General features: G+C 51.2%; 19 protein-coding genes and 2 tRNA genes. 12 read left to right on the forward strand and 9 right to left on the reverse strand.

Annotated elements, in window-relative coordinates; all coding sequences use genetic code 11:
• A complete protein-coding gene (gene mazG / locus EGT74_RS19010; RefSeq protein WP_123848148.1) occupies positions 1–765 on the reverse strand; it encodes a nucleoside triphosphate pyrophosphohydrolase in 765 nt (254 codons plus the stop codon).
• 167 nt (positions 766–932) lie between these two features.
• On the opposite strand from mazG, the gene EGT74_RS19015 reads away from it, so the two are divergent.
• A complete protein-coding gene (locus EGT74_RS19015) occupies positions 933–3,179 on the forward strand; it encodes a Tex family protein (RefSeq protein WP_123848149.1) in 2,247 nt (748 codons plus the stop codon).
• A gap of 201 nt (positions 3,180–3,380) precedes the next feature.
• Here EGT74_RS19015 and EGT74_RS19020 read toward each other — a convergent pair whose 3' ends face one another.
• The 3 genes from EGT74_RS19020 to EGT74_RS19030 are packed head-to-tail and all read right to left on the reverse strand — an operon-like array spanning position 3,381 to position 4,997.
• On the reverse strand, positions 3,381–4,136 hold the full coding sequence (locus tag EGT74_RS19020) for a hypothetical protein (protein WP_123848150.1): 756 nt from the start codon (positions 4,134–4,136) through the stop codon (positions 3,381–3,383).
• Positions 4,137–4,152: 16 nt separating this feature from the next.
• Positions 4,153–4,668 (reverse strand): hypothetical protein, encoded by a 516-nt coding sequence (locus EGT74_RS19025; RefSeq protein ID WP_123848151.1) that lies wholly within the window; start codon positions 4,666–4,668, stop codon positions 4,153–4,155.
• The gene (locus EGT74_RS19030) at positions 4,665–4,997 is read right to left on the reverse strand and encodes a hypothetical protein (protein ID WP_123848152.1); all 333 of its coding nucleotides are present in this window, start codon (positions 4,995–4,997) and stop codon (positions 4,665–4,667) included. Before EGT74_RS19030 ends, EGT74_RS19025 begins: the two co-directional genes overlap by 4 nt.
• Before the next feature lie 264 nt (positions 4,998–5,261).
• On the opposite strand from EGT74_RS19030, the gene EGT74_RS19035 reads away from it, so the two are divergent.
• From EGT74_RS19035 to EGT74_RS19050, 4 genes are all read left to right on the forward strand, one after another.
• The gene (locus EGT74_RS19035) at positions 5,262–5,765 is read left to right on the forward strand and encodes a hypothetical protein (RefSeq protein ID WP_123848153.1); all 504 of its coding nucleotides are present in this window, start codon (positions 5,262–5,264) and stop codon (positions 5,763–5,765) included.
• 59 nt (positions 5,766–5,824) lie between these two features.
• Positions 5,825–6,352, forward strand: a complete 528-nt coding sequence (locus EGT74_RS19040; RefSeq protein WP_123848154.1) for a helix-turn-helix domain-containing protein — start codon at positions 5,825–5,827, stop codon at positions 6,350–6,352.
• Between the two features lie 173 nt (positions 6,353–6,525).
• Complete coding sequence (locus EGT74_RS19045; RefSeq protein WP_123848155.1) at positions 6,526–8,088, forward strand: coiled-coil domain-containing protein; 1,563 nt, start codon at positions 6,526–6,528, stop codon at positions 8,086–8,088.
• Positions 8,089–8,100: 12 nt separating this feature from the next.
• Positions 8,101–9,735 (forward strand): tetratricopeptide repeat protein, encoded by a 1,635-nt coding sequence (locus EGT74_RS19050; RefSeq protein WP_123848156.1) that lies wholly within the window; start codon positions 8,101–8,103, stop codon positions 9,733–9,735.
• A gap of 152 nt (positions 9,736–9,887) precedes the next feature.
• Here the strand turns inward: EGT74_RS19050 and EGT74_RS19055 are convergent, their stop codons facing one another.
• The gene (locus EGT74_RS19055; RefSeq protein ID WP_220392906.1) at positions 9,888–11,051 is read right to left on the reverse strand and encodes a cytochrome-c peroxidase; all 1,164 of its coding nucleotides are present in this window, start codon (positions 11,049–11,051) and stop codon (positions 9,888–9,890) included.
• A gap of 253 nt (positions 11,052–11,304) precedes the next feature.
• On the opposite strand from EGT74_RS19055, the gene EGT74_RS19060 reads away from it, so the two are divergent.
• From EGT74_RS19060 to EGT74_RS19070, 3 genes are all read left to right on the forward strand, one after another.
• Entirely contained in the window at positions 11,305–12,213 is a 909-nt protein-coding gene (locus EGT74_RS19060) for a winged helix-turn-helix domain-containing protein (RefSeq protein ID WP_123848158.1), read from the forward strand.
• 66 nt (positions 12,214–12,279) lie between these two features.
• Positions 12,280–12,807, forward strand: a complete 528-nt coding sequence (locus EGT74_RS19065; protein WP_123848159.1) for a glycosyltransferase — start codon at positions 12,280–12,282, stop codon at positions 12,805–12,807.
• Complete coding sequence (locus tag EGT74_RS19070; protein ID WP_123848160.1) at positions 12,770–13,906, forward strand: OmpA family protein; 1,137 nt, start codon at positions 12,770–12,772, stop codon at positions 13,904–13,906. The genes EGT74_RS19065 and EGT74_RS19070 overlap by 38 nt, the downstream gene beginning before the upstream one ends.
• A 138-nt stretch (positions 13,907–14,044) precedes the next feature.
• On the opposite strand, the gene EGT74_RS19075 is transcribed toward EGT74_RS19070, so the two are convergent.
• The 3 genes from EGT74_RS19075 to EGT74_RS19085 all read right to left on the reverse strand — a co-directional run bounded on the left by EGT74_RS19075 (position 14,045) and on the right by EGT74_RS19085 (position 15,201).
• Positions 14,045–14,130: transfer RNA gene (locus tag EGT74_RS19075), tRNA-Leu, on the reverse strand.
• 86 nt (positions 14,131–14,216) lie between these two features.
• Positions 14,217–14,289: transfer RNA gene (locus tag EGT74_RS19080), tRNA-Gly, on the reverse strand.
• A gap of 75 nt (positions 14,290–14,364) precedes the next feature.
• The gene (locus tag EGT74_RS19085) at positions 14,365–15,201 is read right to left on the reverse strand and encodes a hypothetical protein (protein WP_158618224.1); all 837 of its coding nucleotides are present in this window, start codon (positions 15,199–15,201) and stop codon (positions 14,365–14,367) included.
• Positions 15,202–15,305: 104 nt separating this feature from the next.
• Between EGT74_RS19085 and EGT74_RS19090 the strand changes: the two genes are divergently transcribed.
• Genes EGT74_RS19090 through EGT74_RS19105 form a run of 4 tightly spaced genes read left to right on the forward strand, consistent with a single transcriptional unit; the run spans position 15,306 to position 18,281 of the window.
• Positions 15,306–16,334, forward strand: coding sequence for a DUF3667 domain-containing protein (locus EGT74_RS19090; protein WP_158618225.1), 1,029 nt, complete (start codon positions 15,306–15,308; stop codon positions 16,332–16,334).
• A gap of 9 nt (positions 16,335–16,343) precedes the next feature.
• Positions 16,344–17,123, forward strand: a complete 780-nt coding sequence (locus EGT74_RS19095; RefSeq protein WP_123848163.1) for an enoyl-CoA hydratase-related protein — start codon at positions 16,344–16,346, stop codon at positions 17,121–17,123.
• Between the two features lie 7 nt (positions 17,124–17,130).
• Complete coding sequence (locus EGT74_RS19100; RefSeq protein ID WP_123848164.1) at positions 17,131–17,763, forward strand: carbonic anhydrase; 633 nt, start codon at positions 17,131–17,133, stop codon at positions 17,761–17,763.
• Positions 17,760–18,281, forward strand: coding sequence for a hypothetical protein (locus EGT74_RS19105; protein ID WP_123848165.1), 522 nt, complete (start codon positions 17,760–17,762; stop codon positions 18,279–18,281). The genes EGT74_RS19100 and EGT74_RS19105 overlap by 4 nt, the downstream gene beginning before the upstream one ends.
• Before the next feature lie 88 nt (positions 18,282–18,369).
• Here the strand turns inward: EGT74_RS19105 and EGT74_RS19110 are convergent, their stop codons facing one another.
• Complete coding sequence (locus EGT74_RS19110; RefSeq protein WP_123848166.1) at positions 18,370–20,241, reverse strand: RagB/SusD family nutrient uptake outer membrane protein; 1,872 nt, start codon at positions 20,239–20,241, stop codon at positions 18,370–18,372.
• Between the last annotated feature and the right edge of the window lie 6 nt (positions 20,242–20,247).

The raw sequence follows: 20,247 nt of genomic DNA on the forward strand, positions 1-20,247 counted from the left end.
TTATTCGCCCTTTTTTATTTCGTTCCACAGGCCGTCCATTTCCATGAGGCTCATTTCATCGAGCGTTCTGCCGCTTTGGGCGGCCAGTGTTTCCATCGCCTTGAAGCGGCGGATGAACTTCTTATTCGTGCGTTCGAGGGCGTTTTCGGCGTCCACTTTCAGGAAACGGCTGTAATTGACCAGGGCGAACATCAGATCGCCGAATTCGGCCTCTATTTCGTTTTGATCACCCTTGGCCACGGCCTCTTCCAGCTCGCGGGTCTCTTCCTTCACTTTTTCCAGCACCTGGGCCGTATCGTCCCACTCAAACCCCACGGTTTTGGCTTTCGTTTGCAGCCGCATCGCTTTCACGAGGGCGGGCAGCGACACGGGCACCCCGCTCAGCACGGATTCCTTGCCTTCCTTCAGCTTCAGCTTCTCCCAGTTCTGTTTGACGTCTTCTTCGTTCTCCACTTTCACATCGCCGTAGATATGCGGGTGGCGGGCGATGAGTTTTTCGCAGATGCCGTTGAGCACGTCGGTGATGGTGAACGCCTGCTTCTCCGAGCCGATCTTGGCGTAAAACACGATATGCAGCATCAGGTCGCCCAGCTCTTCCCGGATGCTTTTATAGTCTTCCTCGGTGATCGCGTCCGTCAGTTCATACAATTCTTCGATGGTTTGCTGGCGGAGCGACTGAAGGGTCTGCTTCCTGTCCCAGGGGCATTTTTCCCGCAAATCGTCCATAATCTGCAATAACCGGCTAAAGGCTTTTTCGGGCTGCATAACATTAAATATTAAAGTTCCAGTGCTAAGAAACGGAAAAATAATGCAAATCCGGGATATCCCCGATTCCCCCCGGCAGCGGGGGGCTGGTGTTAATTTCTTTTTCTTGGCAGAAAAGCCAATTTAATTAGCTTTGCGGCCTTAGCAAAATCACAAAAGAAACGCATATGAATCCGAAACACGTGGCGCTCATTTCTGCTGAGCTGGGCATTTCGATGAAGCAGGCTGAGAGTACCATGGGCTTACTGGCCGAAGGCTCTACCGTACCGTTCATCAGCCGTTACCGCAAGGAGCAGACCGGCAGCCTGGACGAGGTACAGATCGGTAAAGTGGAAGACCTCTCCAAACGTTACCAGGAGGTGGACGACCGCCGTGCCTTCATTATCAAGACCATCACGGAGCAGGATAAAATGACGCCTGAGCTGCTGGAGAAACTGGAGGCCAGCTGGGTGCTGGCGGAGCTGGAGGACATGTACCTCCCCTACAAACCCAAGCGTAAGACCCGCGCTACCGTGGCCATCGAAAAAGGCCTGGAGCCCCTCGCCAGACTGATCTTCGAGCAGGATAATAACGAAGTGGCGGCGGCCGCCGAAACGTTCATCAACGAACAGGTGGCCAGCGGCGATGAAGCCCTCAAAGGCGCCCGCGACATCATCGCGGAATGGATCAATGAAAATGCGGAGCTGCGCGACAAACTGCGCAAGCTCTTTACCAATACCGGCGTGTTCACTTCCAAGGTGATCGAAGGCAAAGAAGCCGAGGGTGTGAAGTACAAGGATTATTTCGACTTCAACGAGCCCCTGCACAGCATTCCTTCCCACCGCGTACTGGCCATCCTGCGCGCGGAATCGGAAGGCATCCTGTTCGGCAACATCGCTCCCGCGGAAGAAGATGCCTCGGAGATCATCCACAAACAATTCGTAAAAGGCAACGGCGCCGCCGCCGAACAGGTGAGCAAGGCCGCCGCGGATGCCTACAAGCGCCTGCTGCGCCCCTCGCTCGAAAACGAGTTCAGGGCCACCGCCAAAGAACGCGCCGATACCGAGGCCATCGAAGTATTCGCCGAAAACCTGCGCCAGCTGCTGCTGGCCGCACCGCTCGGGCCCAAAGCCGTGATCGCCATCGACCCCGGATACCGTACCGGCTGTAAAACCGTGGCGCTCGACGAACAGGGCAACATGCTCGCGCACGACGTCATCTTCCCCCTTGAAAAGAACTACAAGAGCCAGGACGCGGAAAACCTGCTGCGCAACTGGGTGAACAAATATGAGACCGCGGCCATCGCCGTAGGCAACGGCACCGCCGGCCGCGAAACAGAAGAGTTCGTGAAAAAGATCGACTTCGGGCGCAAGGTGAACGTGTTCATGGTGAACGAAAGCGGCGCCTCCGTGTATTCCGCTTCCGAAGTGGCCCGTGAGGAATTCCCCAACGAGGACGTGACCGTGCGCGGCTCCGTATCCATCGGCCGCCGCCTCATCGACCCGCTGGCCGAACTGGTGAAGATCGACCCGAAAGCCATCGGCGTGGGCCAGTACCAGCACGACGTGAACCAGAGCCACCTCAAACAGAGCCTCGACCGCGTGGTGGTGAGCTGCGTGAACAACGTGGGCGTGAACCTGAACACCGCCTCCAAACACCTGCTGGCGTACGTTTCCGGCCTCGGCCCTTCCCTCGCGGAAAACATCGTGAAATACCGCAAGGAAAACGGCGCTTTCAAAAACAGGAAAGAACTGAAAAAAGTAAGCCGCCTCGGCGAAAAAGCATTCGAACAATGCGCCGGCTTCCTCCGTATCGAGAACGGCGACAACCCGCTCGATAACTCCGCCGTACACCCCGAACGTTATCCGCTGGTAGAGGCCATCGCCGCCAAACAGCAATGTTCCATCGAAGAACTGCTCGGCAAGGACGACCTCCGCAAACAGATCAATATCAAGGAATTCATCAGCGAAGAAGTAGGTCAGCTCACCATCGAAGACATTCTCAAGGAACTGGCCAAACCCAGCCGCGACCCGCGCGACGAGATCGCCATCTTCGAATATGCCGAAGGCATCAAGAGCATGGAAGACGTGAAACCCGGCATGACGCTGCCCGGCGTGGTGACCAACATCACCGCCTTCGGCGCCTTCGTCGACATCGGGGTGAAACAGGACGGCCTGGTGCACATCTCCCACCTGTCCAACAAATTCATCAGCAACCCCAACGAAGCCGTGAAACTGAACCAGAAGGTGATGGTAACGGTGCTGGAAGTGGACATCGCGCGCAAACGCATTTCACTCTCCATGAAAACCAACGAGCCCGCCACCGGCGGCGGCGGACAGCGCAGGGAACAACGCAAAGAGCAGAAACCCGCGAAAGAAGCGCCGCTGAACGACTTCCAGGCGAAACTGCTGGCGCTGAAGTCGAAGTTCAAATAGTGAAATTCAGGTAAACGATGCGAAGGATCATGCGGATGAATGGAGACGTGAGCGCAGTCATGGAATGAAGGATGAGTTTAGTCAATCAGCACATCGTACTACTCGAAATACAAGGGCCTGCCGGTTGGCGGGCCCTTTTTTAATGCCTCAAAGCGATACGGTATGGCGTTGATGTCTTTCGTGCCGCCGGGAAACCGTCTGTTACACCTTTTTGGCCCGGAGCATGTTGCGAATGACGCTTACGGCCCGGTCCGCCCCGCTTGGTGGAAGTTTAGCCCGATGAGCGTCTGTCAGCAACTGCGGGTTAAGCGTTACACGGATACTTTCGCCGCTGGAAACCGACAGGCGGAACTCCTGGAAATGCACGAATTTTTGGCCGTCAGGTAAATGAAAATTGGAAGAAGCCTCCACCGTGGCCACAGAAACCACATCTTTGTAATGGTATTCGTTGGTGGCCTCATTAAGCGAAGTGCCCCTCAGGAAATTGTAATCACAGCGGTAAGAAGCCAAAATGTATTCGTCAAGGTGAAAGATGGTGATATGATATACGGAAAATCTAAGCATTTTGTCCTTCCCCTTCCGCATTCCCAGGTCCTTAAAATCGACGCCTCTCGTGGACCAGTAAACAGGCGAGATGATAACCAGCGGATCGGGCATTTTTTCCGAAGGCGCTATACCAACCTTGTCGTAAGACTGCCGTACGAGCCGGTCAATGTCGTCTGCAAGCCATGCGTCAACAGATTCATCATCCGGGACGCTAAAATAACGATAGAGTTGGTAGCAGATAACCGCCAGGCTGCCGAGGGAAACTATTAGGCTAAGCTGACGTATCCCATTGAACTGGCTACCGATCATGATTAAAAAAGTGAAAAATGAGATGGCAAAAATAATAAGCGGGTTCTTGAGCCGCAGATGGTAAAAGTAGTTTTCCAGTTGTTTTCTTCTGTTTTGTTGCATGGGAATTAACGTTTGTTTATAAGCGTTGTCGGAGGAAATCAATGACGGGTGAGTCAGGGTTGTTGGTGTGCCGCAGCATTTCTTCGCATTGAGCAATGTCCAGCGGCAATGAAGCTGCCCTGCGCAGCAGCTGTTCGACTTCATCAACATTCCCACCAAAGCCATTCATGATATAGAAATCGTACTTCACGAGGGCAAGCAGGTAAAAATAATGAGCATGTCCGCTCTCCAGGCTGATAGCAGCCGACAGATCCCGACAGGCTTTGTCTGCGGTTGGCAGGATCGTTGCCTTTGGCCGCCTGCCCTCCAGAGCAGCTAATGCGCGGTAATAATATGCGTTAGGTATTTCCTCATCGGCCAGCAGCACTTTGTCGAGCAATTGGAGTGCTTCGTTATAGTGCCCCGTATGCAGCAGCCGCACCGCCTTTCCCAGCATAGCGGCCACATTTTCCGTAGCATGCACCTGCAGCACGATGCTGCCGATGTTAATCTGGAAATCCACTTTCTGTTGCTGTTGATGGAAAGTGTTCATATGAACCAGTCGGCAATGGATTTGACAAGTGACTTAATAGTACTGGCAATGCTTTCCGCTGCGGTGACTCCTTTCAGCATTTCGCCGGCTTTGTTGAGATGTTCTATGATGGATTTTCTTTCACCATTAGCGGCGCTTTCCAGTTCCCGTTGCAAAGTTTCCGCCGTCGGCTGATCAAACATACCCTGAGAAGTGGCCTGCTCCACCATACGGGAGATCTCGGCAATACATTTATTAAGCTCCTGCTGTTGTAAAGTGTTCAGGTGGATATCGCCGCCTGCATTATATTGATGCTGGACATGCTGGCCTTGCTGGTTGAAGATCGTCATATATATGGCGTTTTGAGGTGAATAAGGGTTAGGGTAACGTATGATTTGAAAACTCTTCGAGTTATTCTAAGATAACAAAAATATCGGAAAAGCCTGATGTCTGCAATTTTACGCAAATATGTTGGTGCCCTCGCGGTTTCAGTGATTATGACCCTGCTCGACGAACTTTCATTTATCCGTACGATTTGATTGACGAATTTATCAATAATTTACATTTTTGTTAATTATTTTTCGTATTTTCGTTAAAAGAATAAACATAGATGAATGACGGTAGAAAATCCATTGACAGGAGAGAAACTTGAGGTGATCATAGAGCCGGCGGCCAAGGAAGATTTTAAAGTTATCAGCAAGGATAAAATCCGGTTTAGTGCATTTGATTGGAATAAATATAAAGAAAAAGAGGTATATAAATTAAGATTAAAGACAGATCAGACAATACAAGGCTTAATGTGTTTAAGAGATTTTCCACCAGAAATGGGGGTCAATGCCTTGGAAATTGAATTATTGGAAGTGAGCGCAGAAAACAGGCAAGCAGGAAAGAAGCTGAGTGGAGTTGCGGGGTGCATGATCGCGTTCGCTTGCCGGGAGTCATTTAAGCGGGGATACCAGGGGTGGGTATTCCTGATCCCTAAAACCTATCTAATAGAGCATTATTCCAGCGCTTATGGATTTATTCATTTCCCTTTAATTACACCTGATCGGCCGGAAGGAATAATGGAACTGGATACTATCGGTGCTCACCTGCTGATAAAGAAATATCTGGCTTAATCCATGATATAAAGATTGTTTCACGCGCTCTGCAAGCGCACATGAAAACCGTGCATAGTATGAAATCGTTAAAAAATATAGAAAAAGAGCTTACTCCCAAAGAAATCGCTGAATCGTTGATTTTTCCTGATACCAGGTCTCCAAAACAAAGAGAGGCCTTATTGGAAGCATATAGCGAACATAGGAAAAAGGGTTCCGCCAAACAATCGGAGAAAGCTAAACTGATTGCATTGCTACTGCAATTGAAATTCTTGATTGAGGATTATATTGCTTCAGATAAGTTTAATAAAGAACTCTACTTCGGCTATTTTCTGAAAGAATATATACAACGGCTGGAAAAGAAAAATAAAGAATTCGCACAAGAAATAGATGTTGATCCGGCGGAGCTAAGTCAAATAATTAATCGGCATCGGAAGCCGACGGAAAAACTAATTTTCAGATTGGAAATCCATTCTAACAGAAATTTTCCGGCCCTTCTGTGGTTTAAAATACTGGAAAAAGAAAGAGCATATGAATTACAGCATAATAGGAATATTATAGAAGACGAGAAAAGACATGTAAAGCAAAGGCTAGAGTTTTCTTTTTAGTAAGTAGTTATTTAAAATACAAGGGCGTGCCGGTGGGCGTGCCCTTTTTTAATGCCGTTATCCGGTGCGCATACAGGCCGGGTATACGAGGCAGGCGGCAAAAAATACCTAGTTGTTGGTATTTGCCGTGGCTGCGGGCGCTGGTACTTTTAGCCCTCCGTAAAGCACCTGTCATGACCTATCGCCTGCTGACCAGCGCCCTTGCCTTTCTGCTGGTTCTCCTCTATACCACCGCCGCCGCGCAAACGGCCGGCACATCCATACTCGTCAGTATTGAATCCAAAGCCAGCCAGATTGCCGCCAACGATGAAAAGGTGGCCGAACTGAACCGTAAACGGATGGATTCTTACGCCGCGGAAACCGAAAAGCTGCAACAGCTCAAACAACAGCTGAAGGATTTGCAGGCGGAAAAAGTCAGGGCGCTGTACGAGCTGGAAAACGGTTTCTACTGCAGCCAGTGCAATACGCCGAAATCACAGTTCGAAGCCCGCGGCGAAAGTTTTACCGCCCACCTCCGTTCGGTGAACGGCCGCGCCGTACCGGCAAAGCCGGAAGTCGTAAAAGCGAAAATGGACGAATACGACCGGCGCATCAGCGACCTCGAAGCAGCCATCAAAAAATTCGAAACGGAAGAGAACGAATTTACCCGCAAGCGCGCGGACCTCGACCGGCAGATCAACGACCTGAAAGCCGCCAGTGAAAAACTGTGCGAGGAAATCGTTTCCCTCAGCAAATCGTACAAAGAAAAAGTACTGGAGGAAGCCAAATCCATGCACCTGTTCTGGGCCGGCGACCTGATGCGCACCGCCGCGGAAAAACACTTCGTGGAAGACCGCATCAACATCCTGCAGGTAAAACTGAACGACCTCGCCGCCGAAGAGTCCAAAGCCGTTTCGGAGCTGAAAGACAAAGTCGCCAGAAAGGTGGAAGAAGAAAAGAATAACCTGCGCAATAAAGTGGCCGCCAACAACCAGCGGTTGCCCGAGCTGGACAGAACGTACCGCGACCGCGCCGCCCGCCTGAACACGGAGCTGACGCAATGGAACACCCGCCTGCAGGCTGTGAATACGGAACTCGCCGCCAACAAATTCACCGCCGACGATTTGCCGAAGCTGCAGGCGGAAAAAAGCGACCTGGAAACGAAAATCTCCGCGGGCCGCGAGCAGCTCGCGGCATATGAAGCAGCATACAATAAAGAGCACCAGGCCATCCTCGACGAGAACAAATCGATGAACGACAGGATATGGGACCTGACGGTGAACCTGTCCAAAGCACAGGACGCCGCCCTGGAAGGTTTGCGGAACGCCTTCGCCGCCAAACGCAAGATCCTGCAGGACGGCATCGCCGGGCGCAGTGCTTATTTACAGTCGCTCGGCAGCACCCTGCTCAGTAAAAAGGAAGCCAGCCGGCAGAAGCACCTGCAATATGCGTCCAAAGTTGATGCGGAGCGCATCCGGTTGCTGCGCGCATGCCAGAAAGGCGGCTGCTCCTGCTACGGAACAGACACGCACGGCGAGGTGAACGCCAACTGGAACCGCACCATGGGCTGCATCGGCGAAATGGAAGGCGCCCATTTCAGCGGCGATCCCGTGTACGGCTGCATCGAAGAAGGCGCGCTATACAAACAGCATTACAACTCCCTGCTGGGCGGCCTTTCAGACTCCGATCTCGAAGCCCTGCAACGCACCAATTCCAAAGTGCGCTACGACCTGATCCTGAAAAAAGTAACCAATTAACGCCCTGTACATATGAAACCACTGTTCATTTCGCTGTTGCTGCTTTCCTGCAGCTTTGCTTACGGCCAGTCGAAAACTTTCCTGCAGCTGGAAAAGAAGATCAAGGAACACATTGCCGGCGGTCAATGGGACGAAGTGCTGGTAGCCGCGCCCGACCTGCTGATCGAAGACCCTGCGAAGGGCGACGGGTATTATTACACCGCCCTCGCCTTCCTGAAACTGAACCAGCCCGAAAAAGCCACCGAATACCTGGCCAAGGCCGAGTCGCTGGCCGACGACCGGCTCAAAAAGGAAACCGCCGCGCTGAGAACGGAAATCGACCGGCACAAGCAGGCCCATGCCGTGATGGAAAACGCGCAGAAGGAAGAACAAAGCGGCAGTAAAAAAGCCGCGGACGAATGGCAGAAACTCTGGGAAATAGACAAGACCCAGACAGCCTATGCCCTGAATGCCGTGGAGCTGTACGTGGAACAGAAAAACTATCCGCAGGCGCTGGAGATCCTCAACGATCCGGCACTGGCGAATGACGAAGGCGCGAAAACCCTCCGCTCCCGTATCAACCAGACGCCCGAAATGTACAAGATCAACGGCTATAACGATGCCATGGCGCTCGGGAAAAATAACATCAGCAAAGGCAACTACAAAACCGCCATCACGAACTTCGACGCGGCGCTGAAATTCAGTGCCGGCGATGCCGACGCCATACAGCAGAAAAAGACCGCGCAGGACGAACTGGCCTGGCAGGCGGCCCGCAACGAAAACACCATCGAATCGATTGAAGCGTACATCAAAGGCAATACCATCGGCCGGCACAAGGAACAGGGGAAAAAGATCGTGAAGGATGCCCTGATCCGTTTCGGACAACAATACGCGGACAAGAACGATATTCCGCAGATGGAATACTTCCTGTTCAAGTACCTCAAAGATTATCCCGGCGATGCCGATGCCCCGACAGTGAAAGCCGCCCTGTGCGCCGCCTACCTCAAAGCCGCCGACATCGAAAAACAGAAGAAATACGCCTCCTCGCAGGAGCAGGCGCTGACTTATTACAACAACATCAACCAGTACTGCCCCGGCACCTATTCGCTTAACGACGCCATCCGCACCGCCAAACGGAAAAAACTCCGGTACGGCCGGCCGGACCGTTTTTTCCTGTCGTACGTATACGACAGCCTGGCCCCTATCGGTCTTTCCCTCGGCACGCTGAACAATCGCGCCGTGGGCATGTACCTCACCTTCAGGATGAGCGAATCCTTCCTCACCAAATCCGCCTACTTCACCGTGAACAACCAGGGTGAGCTGGAAGGGAACGTATACAAGGATATCCGCCCCACCGGCGAAACCCTTAAGGGAAATGCAGACCTCATGCTCGGCCTCACCAAAAAGCTCACCTACCCGCTGTGGGTGTACGGCGGAGGCGGCGCAACGCTGCACCGGCATTGGGAGGAGATGTCCTCCTACCACGACAACGGCGCCCTCTATGAAACCGAATGGGTGAAGAACACGGACGAGCAATACATCAAACCCGTGGTGGAAGCCGGCCTCATCATAGACCTCAGCGGCTTCAACATCCGTGCGGGCGGCAAGATGATCGATTTCAAGGATATCTACTATTCGCTGGGGGTGGGATTTTCGTTTAAGCGATAGCAGCGTTTCTTGAGGCGGAAAAGTTTAAGTAACTGACATGCCGGTTCCGCGCACACGTATGAACAGGACACCGGCAGCGCTGAAATGATGTGGCGGGATGAGGTGCCGACTTCATGAAATGCCAGCCCGGTATTAGTCCTGGGGAATTCCACTTACCTGATATTCCCGCCTACGGGCAAGCCGCTCGGCACGGAAGCGGGCATCCTTTTGTCGTAGTTGGCATCGTTGAGCGTGTTCAGGAATTCCACAATTGTATTGACGTCATTAAACTCCACCCGTACCGCAGCGGCCAGGGGATCGAGCTGCGCGCATTCGACGTGCGGGTTGCGCAGTGGTTTGCCATGCAGGTCTTCGTAAAAAAGGAGCACTTCGTTGAGGGTTTGCAATTTACCACTGTGCATGTACGGCCTGGTGAACCGCAGGTTCCGAAGCGTCGGCGTGCGGAAGCCGTAACTGCGCTGAATGCCGGAATCGGATACCGGCAACTTTTCATTGTCGGGCGCTCCCAGTACATGCGATTGAAAATCAGACAGCATGGGCCCGCTGTGGCAACGTGCGCAGCCGGATTTAATAAACAGCCGCATGCCTTCCTGTTCCCTTGCCGAAAGGGCGGAGCGGTCGCCGCGCATAAACTGGTCGAACCGCGAGTTCACGGCCGTCAGCGAACGCTGGAACGCGCCGAGCGCTTTGGTGATATCGGTGAGCGTGACCGCATTGCTTTCCGGGAACGCTGTTTTGAAAAGCCGCCGGTATTGGGCAATGCCGTTCACACGTTTCACCACTTCTTCCGTAATACGCTCTTCACTGAAACCATGCCCGCGCATTTCTTCGAAAGTTTTTATCGGCATGGCAGCCTGCTCTTCAAGGCCCTTGGCGCGAAGGTCCCAGAACATGGGCGCCTCTTCGGGCGTATATTGCCCGTCTGAACGAATGCCGTTGAATGCCGTATTGAGAAGCGATTGGGAATTGCGTTTGGTGAAAGGGATATTGTTGCCCTCGTTGAAACGCCGCATTTCCCCCAGGCCTTTCCCGTTTACGCCGATGGACAGGTCGATGCTTTCCGCATAACCGAAATCCGGATGATGACAGGTGGCGCAGGCTACATCTTTTCCGCCGGACAATACCGGGTCGTAAAACAGCAATCGCCCCAGCTCCACTTTTTCGGGCGTGGACGGATTATCGGCGGGAGAACGGTAAGTAAGCGGCAATGCGTCTATCGACCCCAGGCCGGGCAGTTCTTTTTTTGCGGCGCCGGCAGTTTGGCCGGCCGGTTTGTCGGGCGAGTGGCAGGCATGCACAGTTACAATGCCGGCCAACAGGAATAGTATGACATGAGTAACACCCGGGCGCATAGGTTTGCTTATCATTAATTCCCGTCAAGATAATAAATAACGAGAAAATTATCCTTTATTTCCCACCGGATTGTTTTGCGATGGCCATATGGATAGGGCGCGATTTAGCGGGCGGGCATGTGAAATCCGGTACAACGAAAATACTTTCATATCTTTCAGTACAGGGAACCTGGATTGTAAATAAAAATGTGAACTTTGTCAATAAATGGTAAACGGTATGTCCGATAGCCGAAATCTCCTCTCCGGGAAACGCAGGTACCTGGCCGGATTGATATTACTCTCGTTTATCGCAGTAATCTGCGCGGCTTTCAGTATGACCGGCAGTGACGATTTTGTTACCGCCAGAAGGGAAGTTCTGCTCCGCCAGATCGGACATGAAATACTCCTGCAGTCGGGCGACAGTACCTCGAGGGTACTCCCGGTTAAAAAGATCGCGGAAAATGAATACCAGATCAGGTTTGAGAAAGATCTTACTTTTCAACCGGCATCCCTGGTGAATACGACCCGGCGTTTGCTGGCCAAAGATCCCCTCGCCAGTGATTATGTAGTTAATGTGCTGAATGCCGGCAACTCCAGCGTAACCTATGCATACGCTATATCCAAAAATAAAAAGGATGATATTGTAACATGCCTGGGCAGAAAGCAGCCCCGGGCATCCTACATGATCAACATCAAATTCAAACCGGCAGGAATACATACAGCAAGGAATGTATATCTTCTGGGAGGCCTGCCATTGTTGGCATTTGTGGGCTTTATTTTTTTGAGGTCTGTTAAGCCGCGAAAAGCTTTACCTGCTGATCAGGATACAGCAGCTACAAGTGATACCGAGCTATTCACTTTGGGCTCGGTGTTGTTCGATGTGAAGAACCGGCGTCTCATCATCAACGGAGAGACAACAGACCTGACCGAAACGGAAACCCGTGTATTGCACATTTTCGCATTATCTCCCAACGAGACCATCGCGCGAAGCCGGCTGCAAAAAGAGATATGGGAAGATGAAGGTGTTATTGTGGGGCGCAGCCTGGATATGTTCATATCAAAACTCAGAAAGAAACTGGAACCCGATCCGAACATCAGCATTGTTGTTATACGCGGAAAAGGATATAGGCTCGAAATTGGTGGTTAAGAGGAGTAGAATACGGCGGTTTATAAACGAAACTGCCCTTGTGGGACGAAGCAATGGTTTTTTTCTTTGATTATCCTCATAAGGAATATAGTCAACTGTATAAGCGAGAGTTTTACCAATGTGAAGTTGGTAATTGCTGGCTTTGACAAGAACGAGATTCTTAAAGATAAGATTCAGAATGACAGGATTTTTCATTTTGGTGAATTAAGTAAGGTTGCGCTTTTTGAACTCTATGCCATATCGGAGCTAGGCATTATTCCCTCCTTGTATGAGCAATGTAGCTATGTTGCACTGGAAATGATGATGCATGGACTTCCAACAATCGCAACGGACATTCCTGGGTTAAGTGAATTATTTTGCAATAATTTATCAGCTAAACTCGTTAATATAAAATTCGATAAGAGTGGATACGAATTTGAGCCAACTTGTATTACACAAGAGGTACTCAAACTTCTAAATGATCGAAATTTGGCCGCACGTTATAGGCGAAATGCATGTTTGCAGTTCCGTAAGCGCTTCTCTGCAAAAAGAATGGTAAACTTTACCTTTAGAACGTATGACCAAGTTGCCAATAAAAGCAGCTATAATGATTAATTTGAAATTCATATTCTGCATTTGCACCCTCACTTATTGCACCCAAGCAGCTTTATGCCAGAATTTAGTTGTGAATGGTGATTTCAATAGAGCCAACCTTTGCGAATTAAACTCACCATGTAGCCCCAAAGGATGGTATACATCATATGATATCGACTGGGCATATCAGAGGATTCACAACTTCGGCGTGGATGGAACTCATTGTATATTTGTTTCTGTAGGTGGCATATACTTTAACTACTGGCAGAGTGAATTAATGGCTCCGCTTTCTAAAGATCATACTTATAAACTTGACTATTATATCAAAAATGTGCAGGGAGTTACTGATATAAATGCGATTCAAGTAGGTTTCACTAGCTCGAGGACCCACCTCCTGGGGACTAAACAACTTCCTATTGGCAGAATTATTGACTATAAAACTGCCCGCTCAAGAAAGAAGAAAGAGGGCTGGATCAAGATGTCGATACAATTTCAGGCGGATGGTAGTGAAAAATGGATAATAATTGGAAGGAGCGCGGACAGAGGAAGTGTGGAAACAGATTCGAATCGTTACTTGTATGCGTTGGATGAATTGACACTTACCTCTGTACGAGAAATGGCTCTGGACGAGAATTTTATTCAGCAGAGAACAATGGAGTTAACAAGCAACAGGAAACGACATGAATTAGGAAATAAATCAGAAAAAAGCCAATCAGCTTCATTGAATGGTGGATTTTCTGATACGATTAAATATGCCAAATCATTGTCAATTACGGATACAATACGAATTTCGAATATTTTATTCGACGTTGATAGTTTTAAACTAAAGGTCAATGGTGATTTGTTTATTTTGGACAGCCTCGCAAGAGTGTTAAGGAGTCAGCGCTTTGTTAGAATATTCGTTAATGGACATACCGATGATTCGGGGGGGGACGAATACAATCTTAGCCTATCTGTAAAAAGAGCAGATGTAGTTCGCGAGTACCTTATACGCGCTGGTTTGCCGGCCGATAGAATAGAGGCTAAAGGATATGGGAGCAGAATGCCGCTAAATGAAAATACGTCCGAACATGGAAGAATAAAAAATCGCCGCGTGGAAATCCTGATATTGCGTGAATAGTTTTGGTATTTTCCTTCTGAATAAGTTCTTTACTTACCGCCGGAATCCACCAAACTATTTGTTTGCAAATTGTTTGCAAATCTCCTGAAAACAATAAAGGCCTCCTAACGGAAGCCTTTATAACGCCTTGGTATTCAGTACCCGGGACGGGAGTCGAACCCGTACGAGCCTTGCAGCTCACAGGATTTTAAGTCCGGCGTGTCTACCAATTCCACCACCCGGGTATCCTGCCTTGTAAATGTAGCCATTCACAAAGAACTTTAAACAAAAATTCCAAACCGCTTGCGACAGTTTGGAATACCTGTTTTTGAGCGGAAGACCGGGCTCGAACCGGCCACCCCGACCTTGGCAAGGTCGTGCTCTACCAAATGAGCTACTTCCGCTGATGTGTAAGAACTTTTTTCGTTGGGATTGCAAAGATATGAATTGTTTTAAATCTGCAAAGTATTTTTTTACCACTATTGAAAATACTCATACGTATACCGTATCATTCCCAACAGCTCCTGCCCTTTCCCATAGCACTCCTCCCGCGCGGGAAGCCCCTTGGCGTCGTAGCTGTATTTCCAGATCAGGTAATCGCCTTTCTCGATATTGATCACCGTCATCTGCGCAAGGCGGCCGTCGGCCCCATACTCGAAACTGTAATCGGGCAGCATGCGCTTGCGCACGGGATGGTACCGCAGCACGTCCGTCAGGCGGCCCTGGGCATCATAGTTATAATACACGCGGCTGCGCCCGGGGGCGGCCTCTTCCGTTACCCTGCCGGCCGTATCGGTTTTGAACTGCACCAGGGTGGAATCCAGCCCGCCTTTTTTAATGACCAGGCGCTGCAGGCGGCCGGTGGTGTCGTATTCGTAACGGCGGGTCTCGGTCATCCGGAACTTGTCTTCCCGGCCTTTGGACAGGGTCTGTATTTCCCCTAACCGCCCGTCGGCCGTATATTGATATTGCACCGTCCCGATCGTATTCACCGCACTGTCGACCGTTTTGGTAAGCCGGCCGGCGGTGTTGAACGTCGAAATCAGCACGGAACGCCCGCTCACACTGCTTTGCGTCACGGCCCGCATCTGCCGGTGACTGGGGTTCATGCCCCGGATACATACAAAATCATTGTCGGTTTGCTGGTTGGCGTCGAGCGACTTCACATGCTGGAAACTGACCTTATTGGCCTTGAAGCCGGCCATGGTGGCCGCCGTCTGACCGGTGCTGTAAATGTCCTGGTAATAATACTGCGCGCTGGCCCCGTGCAGCAACAGCAGCAGGGCGGCGGATAAAAGTGTGCTCAGTTTGATCATATATATCATCGGCTGTTCGCAAAAGTACTAACGTTCGGATCAATTCAAAACGTATGTTCATATAAATCTATATCTTTATCGCATCCAAAATCGCATTCCTGCTCGTGAAAACACAACACCTTAGAAAAGACAAAAACTGCCTGAACTGCGGAACCGAAGTGCCCGACCGCTTTTGTTCCCACTGCGGACAGGAAAACGTCGATACCAAAGAGTCGTTCGGGCACCTGGTAAGCCACTTCTTCCAGGATATCACCCACTACGACTCCAAACTGCTGCTGACCTTAAAATCGCTTTTTTTCTACCCCGGCCAGCTTACCAGGAAGTATGTGGCCGGCCACCGGGCGGATTACGTGAACCCTATCCGCCTGTACGTTTTTACCTCTTTCCTGTTTTTCCTCATGCTGGGCTCGCTGAACCACAGCGAAAGCCCGTACCTGCGTAAAAAACCGCACGAAATCAGCAAGGAGGAAAGCGATCGTAAAAAAGTAGTCAAAACGCTGGGCGCCGCCGGGGAAAGGCTCCGCGATACCGCCGGCAAGGTGCAGTCGGAAGACTCACTGGAATATAAAACGGCATCTGATGTGCTGCTCACTTTCAAAGACCTGGAGGAAGACACTACCGGGCGCTCGGCCATCCTGTACGACTCCCTCCAGGAGCTTAAACCGGAGTCCGCCCGGGACGCCTTCCTTCTCCGCAAGGTAATGCGCCGCCGCTTCGAAATGCGCGACAAATACGGCGATAACGCCAATGCCGTGCTCAAGGAAAAGATGTGGCACCATTACCCGAAACTGATGTTCCTGCTGCTGCCTTTCTTTGCGCTGCTCATGAAATGGATATACCGGCGCAAAGAGCTGTATTATGCGGACCATGCGATCTTCGCCATCCACATACACACGTTCATTTTTATGCTGTATATCCTCGGGATGCTGCTGAACATGCTCCTTCACAACGACGAAATATACGGCTGGCTGATGCTGATCGTATTCCTTTATTTTGTGCTGGCGTCGAGGAACATGTACAGCGTCAGCTGGGGAGGCGCCATCGGCCGCTCCATGCTGGTAGCGACGCTGTACGCGTTCGGAACTTTACTGGTAGGATTGCTGTTTCTCTTTTTGATGTTCGCAATTGTTTAAACGAAAATTATGGCCCCCGAATTCATTATCGTACACCCACAGGTTTTACCGCATATCGCGCATATCCAGCTGAACCGCCCGCAGGAGCTGAACGCGCTTAACCTGCAGCTGATGCTGGAGCTGCGCGACGCGCTCAGGGCGCTGGATGAAGACGAACAGGTGCGCTGCATCGTGCTCAGCGGCAACGAAAAAGCTTTCGCGGCCGGGGCAGACATCAAGCAGATGGCGGGCAAAACGGCCATCGACATGTACAATACCGACCAGTTCAGCACCTGGGATGCGATCAAAAAAATCAAAAAGCCTATTATTGCAGCGGTAAGCGGCTTCGCCCTCGGCGGCGGCTGCGAGCTGGCCATGCTCTGCGACATGATCGTGGCCAGCGAAACGGCGAAGTTCGGGCAGCCGGAAATCAAGATCGGCGTAATGCCGGGAGCGGGCGGCACCCAACGCCTCACCAGGGCCGTCGGCAAAGCGCTGGCCATGGAAATGGTGCTCACGGGGAAATTCATCACCGCGGAAGAAGCATTGCGCGCAGGGCTCATCAACCGGGTAGTGCCGCCGGACCTCTTCCTCAGTGAAGCGTTCCGCCTCGCCGAAACGATCGCCCAGCAAAGCCCGCTGGCCGTTAAAATGGCGAAAGAAGCGGTGCTCCGGGCCTTCGACAGCACCCTGGAAGAAGGGCTGCACTTCGAAAGAAAAAACTTTTACCTGCTCTTCGCCTCCGACGATCAGAAGGAAGGCATGCAGGCTTTTATAGAAAAACGCACACCGGTCTTTACAGGAAAATAATCGACATATGAATCCATTTGAACAGTTGCTGGAAAATAACAAAGTATGGGCCGCGCAGAAAGTGGCGGAGGACAAAGACTTTTTTAAACGGCTGCAGGACCAGCAGGCGCCGAAGTTCCTCTGGATTGGCTGCTCGGACAGCCGCGTGCCGGCCAACGAGATCACCAACACCGAACCGGGCGAAATATTCGTGCACCGCAACGTGGCCAACATGGTGGTGCATACGGACATGAACCTGCTCACCGTGCTGGAATACGCCATCAAGGTGCTGAAGGTGGAGCACATCCTCGTAGTGGGCCATTACGGTTGCGGCGGGGTGAAAGCGGCCATGACGAACCAGAACTACGGCATCATCAACCCCTGGCTGAAACATATCAAGGACGTGTATCGCTTCCATCGCGATGAGATCAACGCCCTGGAAACGGAAGAAGAACAGGTCAACCGCCTGACTGAACTGAACGTGAAGGAACAGGTCATGAACCTGGCCAAAACCAACACCATCCAGGAAGCCTGGCGCAAGGAAAACCGCCCGCATCTGCACGGCTGGGTATACGGCCTCAGCAACGGCCTCATCAACCCGGTATTCCACATGCCGCCGGACACGCACATCGACCCGATCTACGAATACGATATCCAATGAAAAACTGCCTGACGGGCCTGCTGCTGCTTGCCGTTGCCGCGTGCAACGCGCCGGAAAGCAACAAGGCCAAACAAAACAAACCGGACTCCGTGACCATGATTCCCGCGGATACGATGATCCACACCACGGATACGACCATCTCGCCGTCGCTGGTGGAGTCCTGGAAATCCTATGAGCATTACAACGGCAAATACGCGGCCGACGTGCGGCTGCTGGTACAACCGCCGCTGCGGCAGCGCCTGAAACAGATGCTGGGCGCGGAGGAAGCGGAGTTCGCCAAACGGTACAAAGTGATGCCGCCCATCGAGGTGGAAAACGGCGTGCTGTTCAACGAAGGCTGCAAACCGCACGACTGTTCGGTGGAGGAAGCGGCCATCGCCATCGATATGAAGCGGGATGTGATTTACATCGGCATCGCGCGCAGCCGGTCGGTGAAGCTGTATGGGGAAAGAGGCGACAGCGCCTACCCGGAGAAACTGCTGAAATGGATGATGAAGTTTGAAGAAACAACGAACTGATAAAGAAGAAAGCCGGTCATAGCGACCGGCTTTTTTTTTGCACCAGAATAGAAAGGCCGCAATTGCGACCAGGCGCTTCCATAAAGCGTCACCAAAGCGGGTTTTGCACCAGCAGCCTGCTTTTTTGAATTTCATCCAGGGGGATAGGATACAGGTACATGGCTTTCATGAATACCCTGTTTTCAACAAATGTTCTTTTGTAGAATCCTCCGATCGTAAGATCCGATGAATTCATGTTCATGCCGGTTGACGGCCCGCCTTGTCCACCCTGGCCTGCGGGCTTATCGGCAATCATCCATCTTCTCACATCAAAATACCTTTGCCCTTCCGTTGCCAGTTCAACACGGCGCTCATGCCGAATGGCTTCCCGTAATTGTTCCTGGTTGCCCAGCAATCCTGGCTTAATATTAGCCAGTTTAGGAATACCGGCTCTTTCTCTCACCTTATCCAGGTAGTCAAGAATTTTGGGATCGGCCGGTTCCACCTCATTGCATGCCTCTGCATACAGCAGGTAGAACTCAGCCAGGCGAAAAATAATGGCAGGCCGGAATTGCGAGCGGGGATAGGTACCTTCGTTGCGGATATTGCGGGCGAGGCGTTTATACAGCAGGTAACCTGTATAAGGATTATCGCCGGCGCTATTATCGTTTCCGCTCCCTTTCTGAAACTGTATGATATTATTGCTGATAGGCCAGCGTCTGTTCTGGAAGAAAACGGTCTGGTAAAACCGCGGCTCCCTGTTCACCCACATTTTAAATGTACCAGGTTCCGTTCGGCCTGAAGGGTCGTCGCCGGCAACAGAAAAGGACTGCTCATTGTACAAAGGCGACTCTTTGATTGGCAGGCCATCTATCATGAAGAAGTCGTCTACCAGTTCCTGTGTAACGCCTATTGAAGCGAAACCCGCCCTTTCGCTTCTGGGGGTTGCCCGCCGGTCGGTGCCCTCTTCGTTAACTGCGCCCCAGGATGTTACCGGGTTGGCCCAGATAATCTCCTTGTTGTTTTCCACGTCAATAAACAAGCGATACAAGCTCTCATCAGGATTGTACGAGCCCCCCGGCCCGGTATACAGCTTGAACAGTTCATATTTGCCATTGGCGAAACTCAGAAATTCTTCGAGCGCTGTTTTTGCCAGCTTCCATTTATTAGTATTCTTAGCGGGGAACAACTGCTTGCCATCGGTGTTGCTAAGCGTCAGCGCTTCAGGAAAGCCCCCGTTGAACAATGGGCTGGCAGCATATACCAGCAATTTTGCTTTCACTGCCATGGCAACTCCTTTGGTAGGGACCGTTCTTTCTTCGGGGCGTGGGGGAATTTCATCCAAAACAGGAATTACTGCCGTCAATTCGTCGTTGATAAATTTCACCACTTCATCCACGCTGTTCCGTGGAAAGTCCAGGCTGGTTTCCGCCGGATCAATAACTTTCGACATAATCGGTATGGGGCCATATAACTCAAAGAGCAAATAGTGATAATAGGCCCTGAAAAACCTTGCTACGTTCTTCATGCGCGTCATCTCCTCTTCATTGATGAAATCTGAAAGCCCGGTGTGCGGTATTGGATGTGCCTTGTCTATGAAAACATTTGTCTGCCTGATTAACCGATATAACGTCACCCATCTGCCTAATGTCGCATCGCCGGGATTATAACCGTTGCTTGCCAGCGATCGTACATTGTTCCAGGCTACCTTCAGCTCGTCGGACACGGCGGGCCAGGGGTTATCGAGCCCGTTCAGCGACCTGTAACTATCATCCAGTACCAAAAGGGATGAATTTGGTATCCCTGAAAAGATATTTGCGTAGAATTGCCTGGTAAGCGTGGGATCGGAAAACACTTTCTCCGTGGTGAGCTCCGGGGCCAGCTGATCAGAAACACCCAGGAAATTTTTTTTGCACGATACCAGCGTGCCCACCATGAACAGAAAGGCCAGTGCCGGGAAGTATATATATTGCTTTTTCATTTGTTT

The sequence above is a fragment of the Chitinophaga lutea genome, assembly GCF_003813775.1.
GTDB lineage: Bacteria > Bacteroidota > Bacteroidia > Chitinophagales > Chitinophagaceae > Chitinophaga > Chitinophaga lutea.

Coding starts and splice junctions, on each gene's coding strand:
- mazG (WP_123848148.1), bottom strand. CDS start 765: ATGCAGCCCGAAAAAGCCTTTAGCCGGTTATTGCAGATTATGGACGAT.
- EGT74_RS19060 (WP_123848158.1), top strand. CDS start 11,305: ATGTCCGATAGCCGAAATCTCCTCTCCGGGAAACGCAGGTACCTGGCC.
- EGT74_RS19050 (WP_123848156.1), top strand. CDS start 8,101: ATGAAACCACTGTTCATTTCGCTGTTGCTGCTTTCCTGCAGCTTTGCT.
- EGT74_RS19035 (WP_123848153.1), top strand. CDS start 5,262: ATGACGGTAGAAAATCCATTGACAGGAGAGAAACTTGAGGTGATCATA.
- EGT74_RS19040 (WP_123848154.1), top strand. CDS start 5,825: ATGAAATCGTTAAAAAATATAGAAAAAGAGCTTACTCCCAAAGAAATC.
- EGT74_RS19045 (WP_123848155.1), top strand. CDS start 6,526: ATGACCTATCGCCTGCTGACCAGCGCCCTTGCCTTTCTGCTGGTTCTC.
- EGT74_RS19070 (WP_123848160.1), top strand. CDS start 12,770: ATGACCAAGTTGCCAATAAAAGCAGCTATAATGATTAATTTGAAATTC.
- EGT74_RS19095 (WP_123848163.1), top strand. CDS start 16,344: ATGGCCCCCGAATTCATTATCGTACACCCACAGGTTTTACCGCATATC.
- EGT74_RS19105 (WP_123848165.1), top strand. CDS start 17,760: ATGAAAAACTGCCTGACGGGCCTGCTGCTGCTTGCCGTTGCCGCGTGC.
- EGT74_RS19085 (WP_158618224.1), bottom strand. CDS start 15,201: ATGATCAAACTGAGCACACTTTTATCCGCCGCCCTGCTGCTGTTGCTG.
- EGT74_RS19025 (WP_123848151.1), bottom strand. CDS start 4,668: ATGAACACTTTCCATCAACAGCAACAGAAAGTGGATTTCCAGATTAAC.
- EGT74_RS19030 (WP_123848152.1), bottom strand. CDS start 4,997: ATGACGATCTTCAACCAGCAAGGCCAGCATGTCCAGCATCAATATAAT.
- EGT74_RS19100 (WP_123848164.1), top strand. CDS start 17,131: ATGAATCCATTTGAACAGTTGCTGGAAAATAACAAAGTATGGGCCGCG.
- EGT74_RS19015 (WP_123848149.1), top strand. CDS start 933: ATGAATCCGAAACACGTGGCGCTCATTTCTGCTGAGCTGGGCATTTCG.
- EGT74_RS19110 (WP_123848166.1), bottom strand. CDS start 20,241: ATGAAAAAGCAATATATATACTTCCCGGCACTGGCCTTTCTGTTCATG.
- EGT74_RS19020 (WP_123848150.1), bottom strand. CDS start 4,136: ATGCAACAAAACAGAAGAAAACAACTGGAAAACTACTTTTACCATCTG.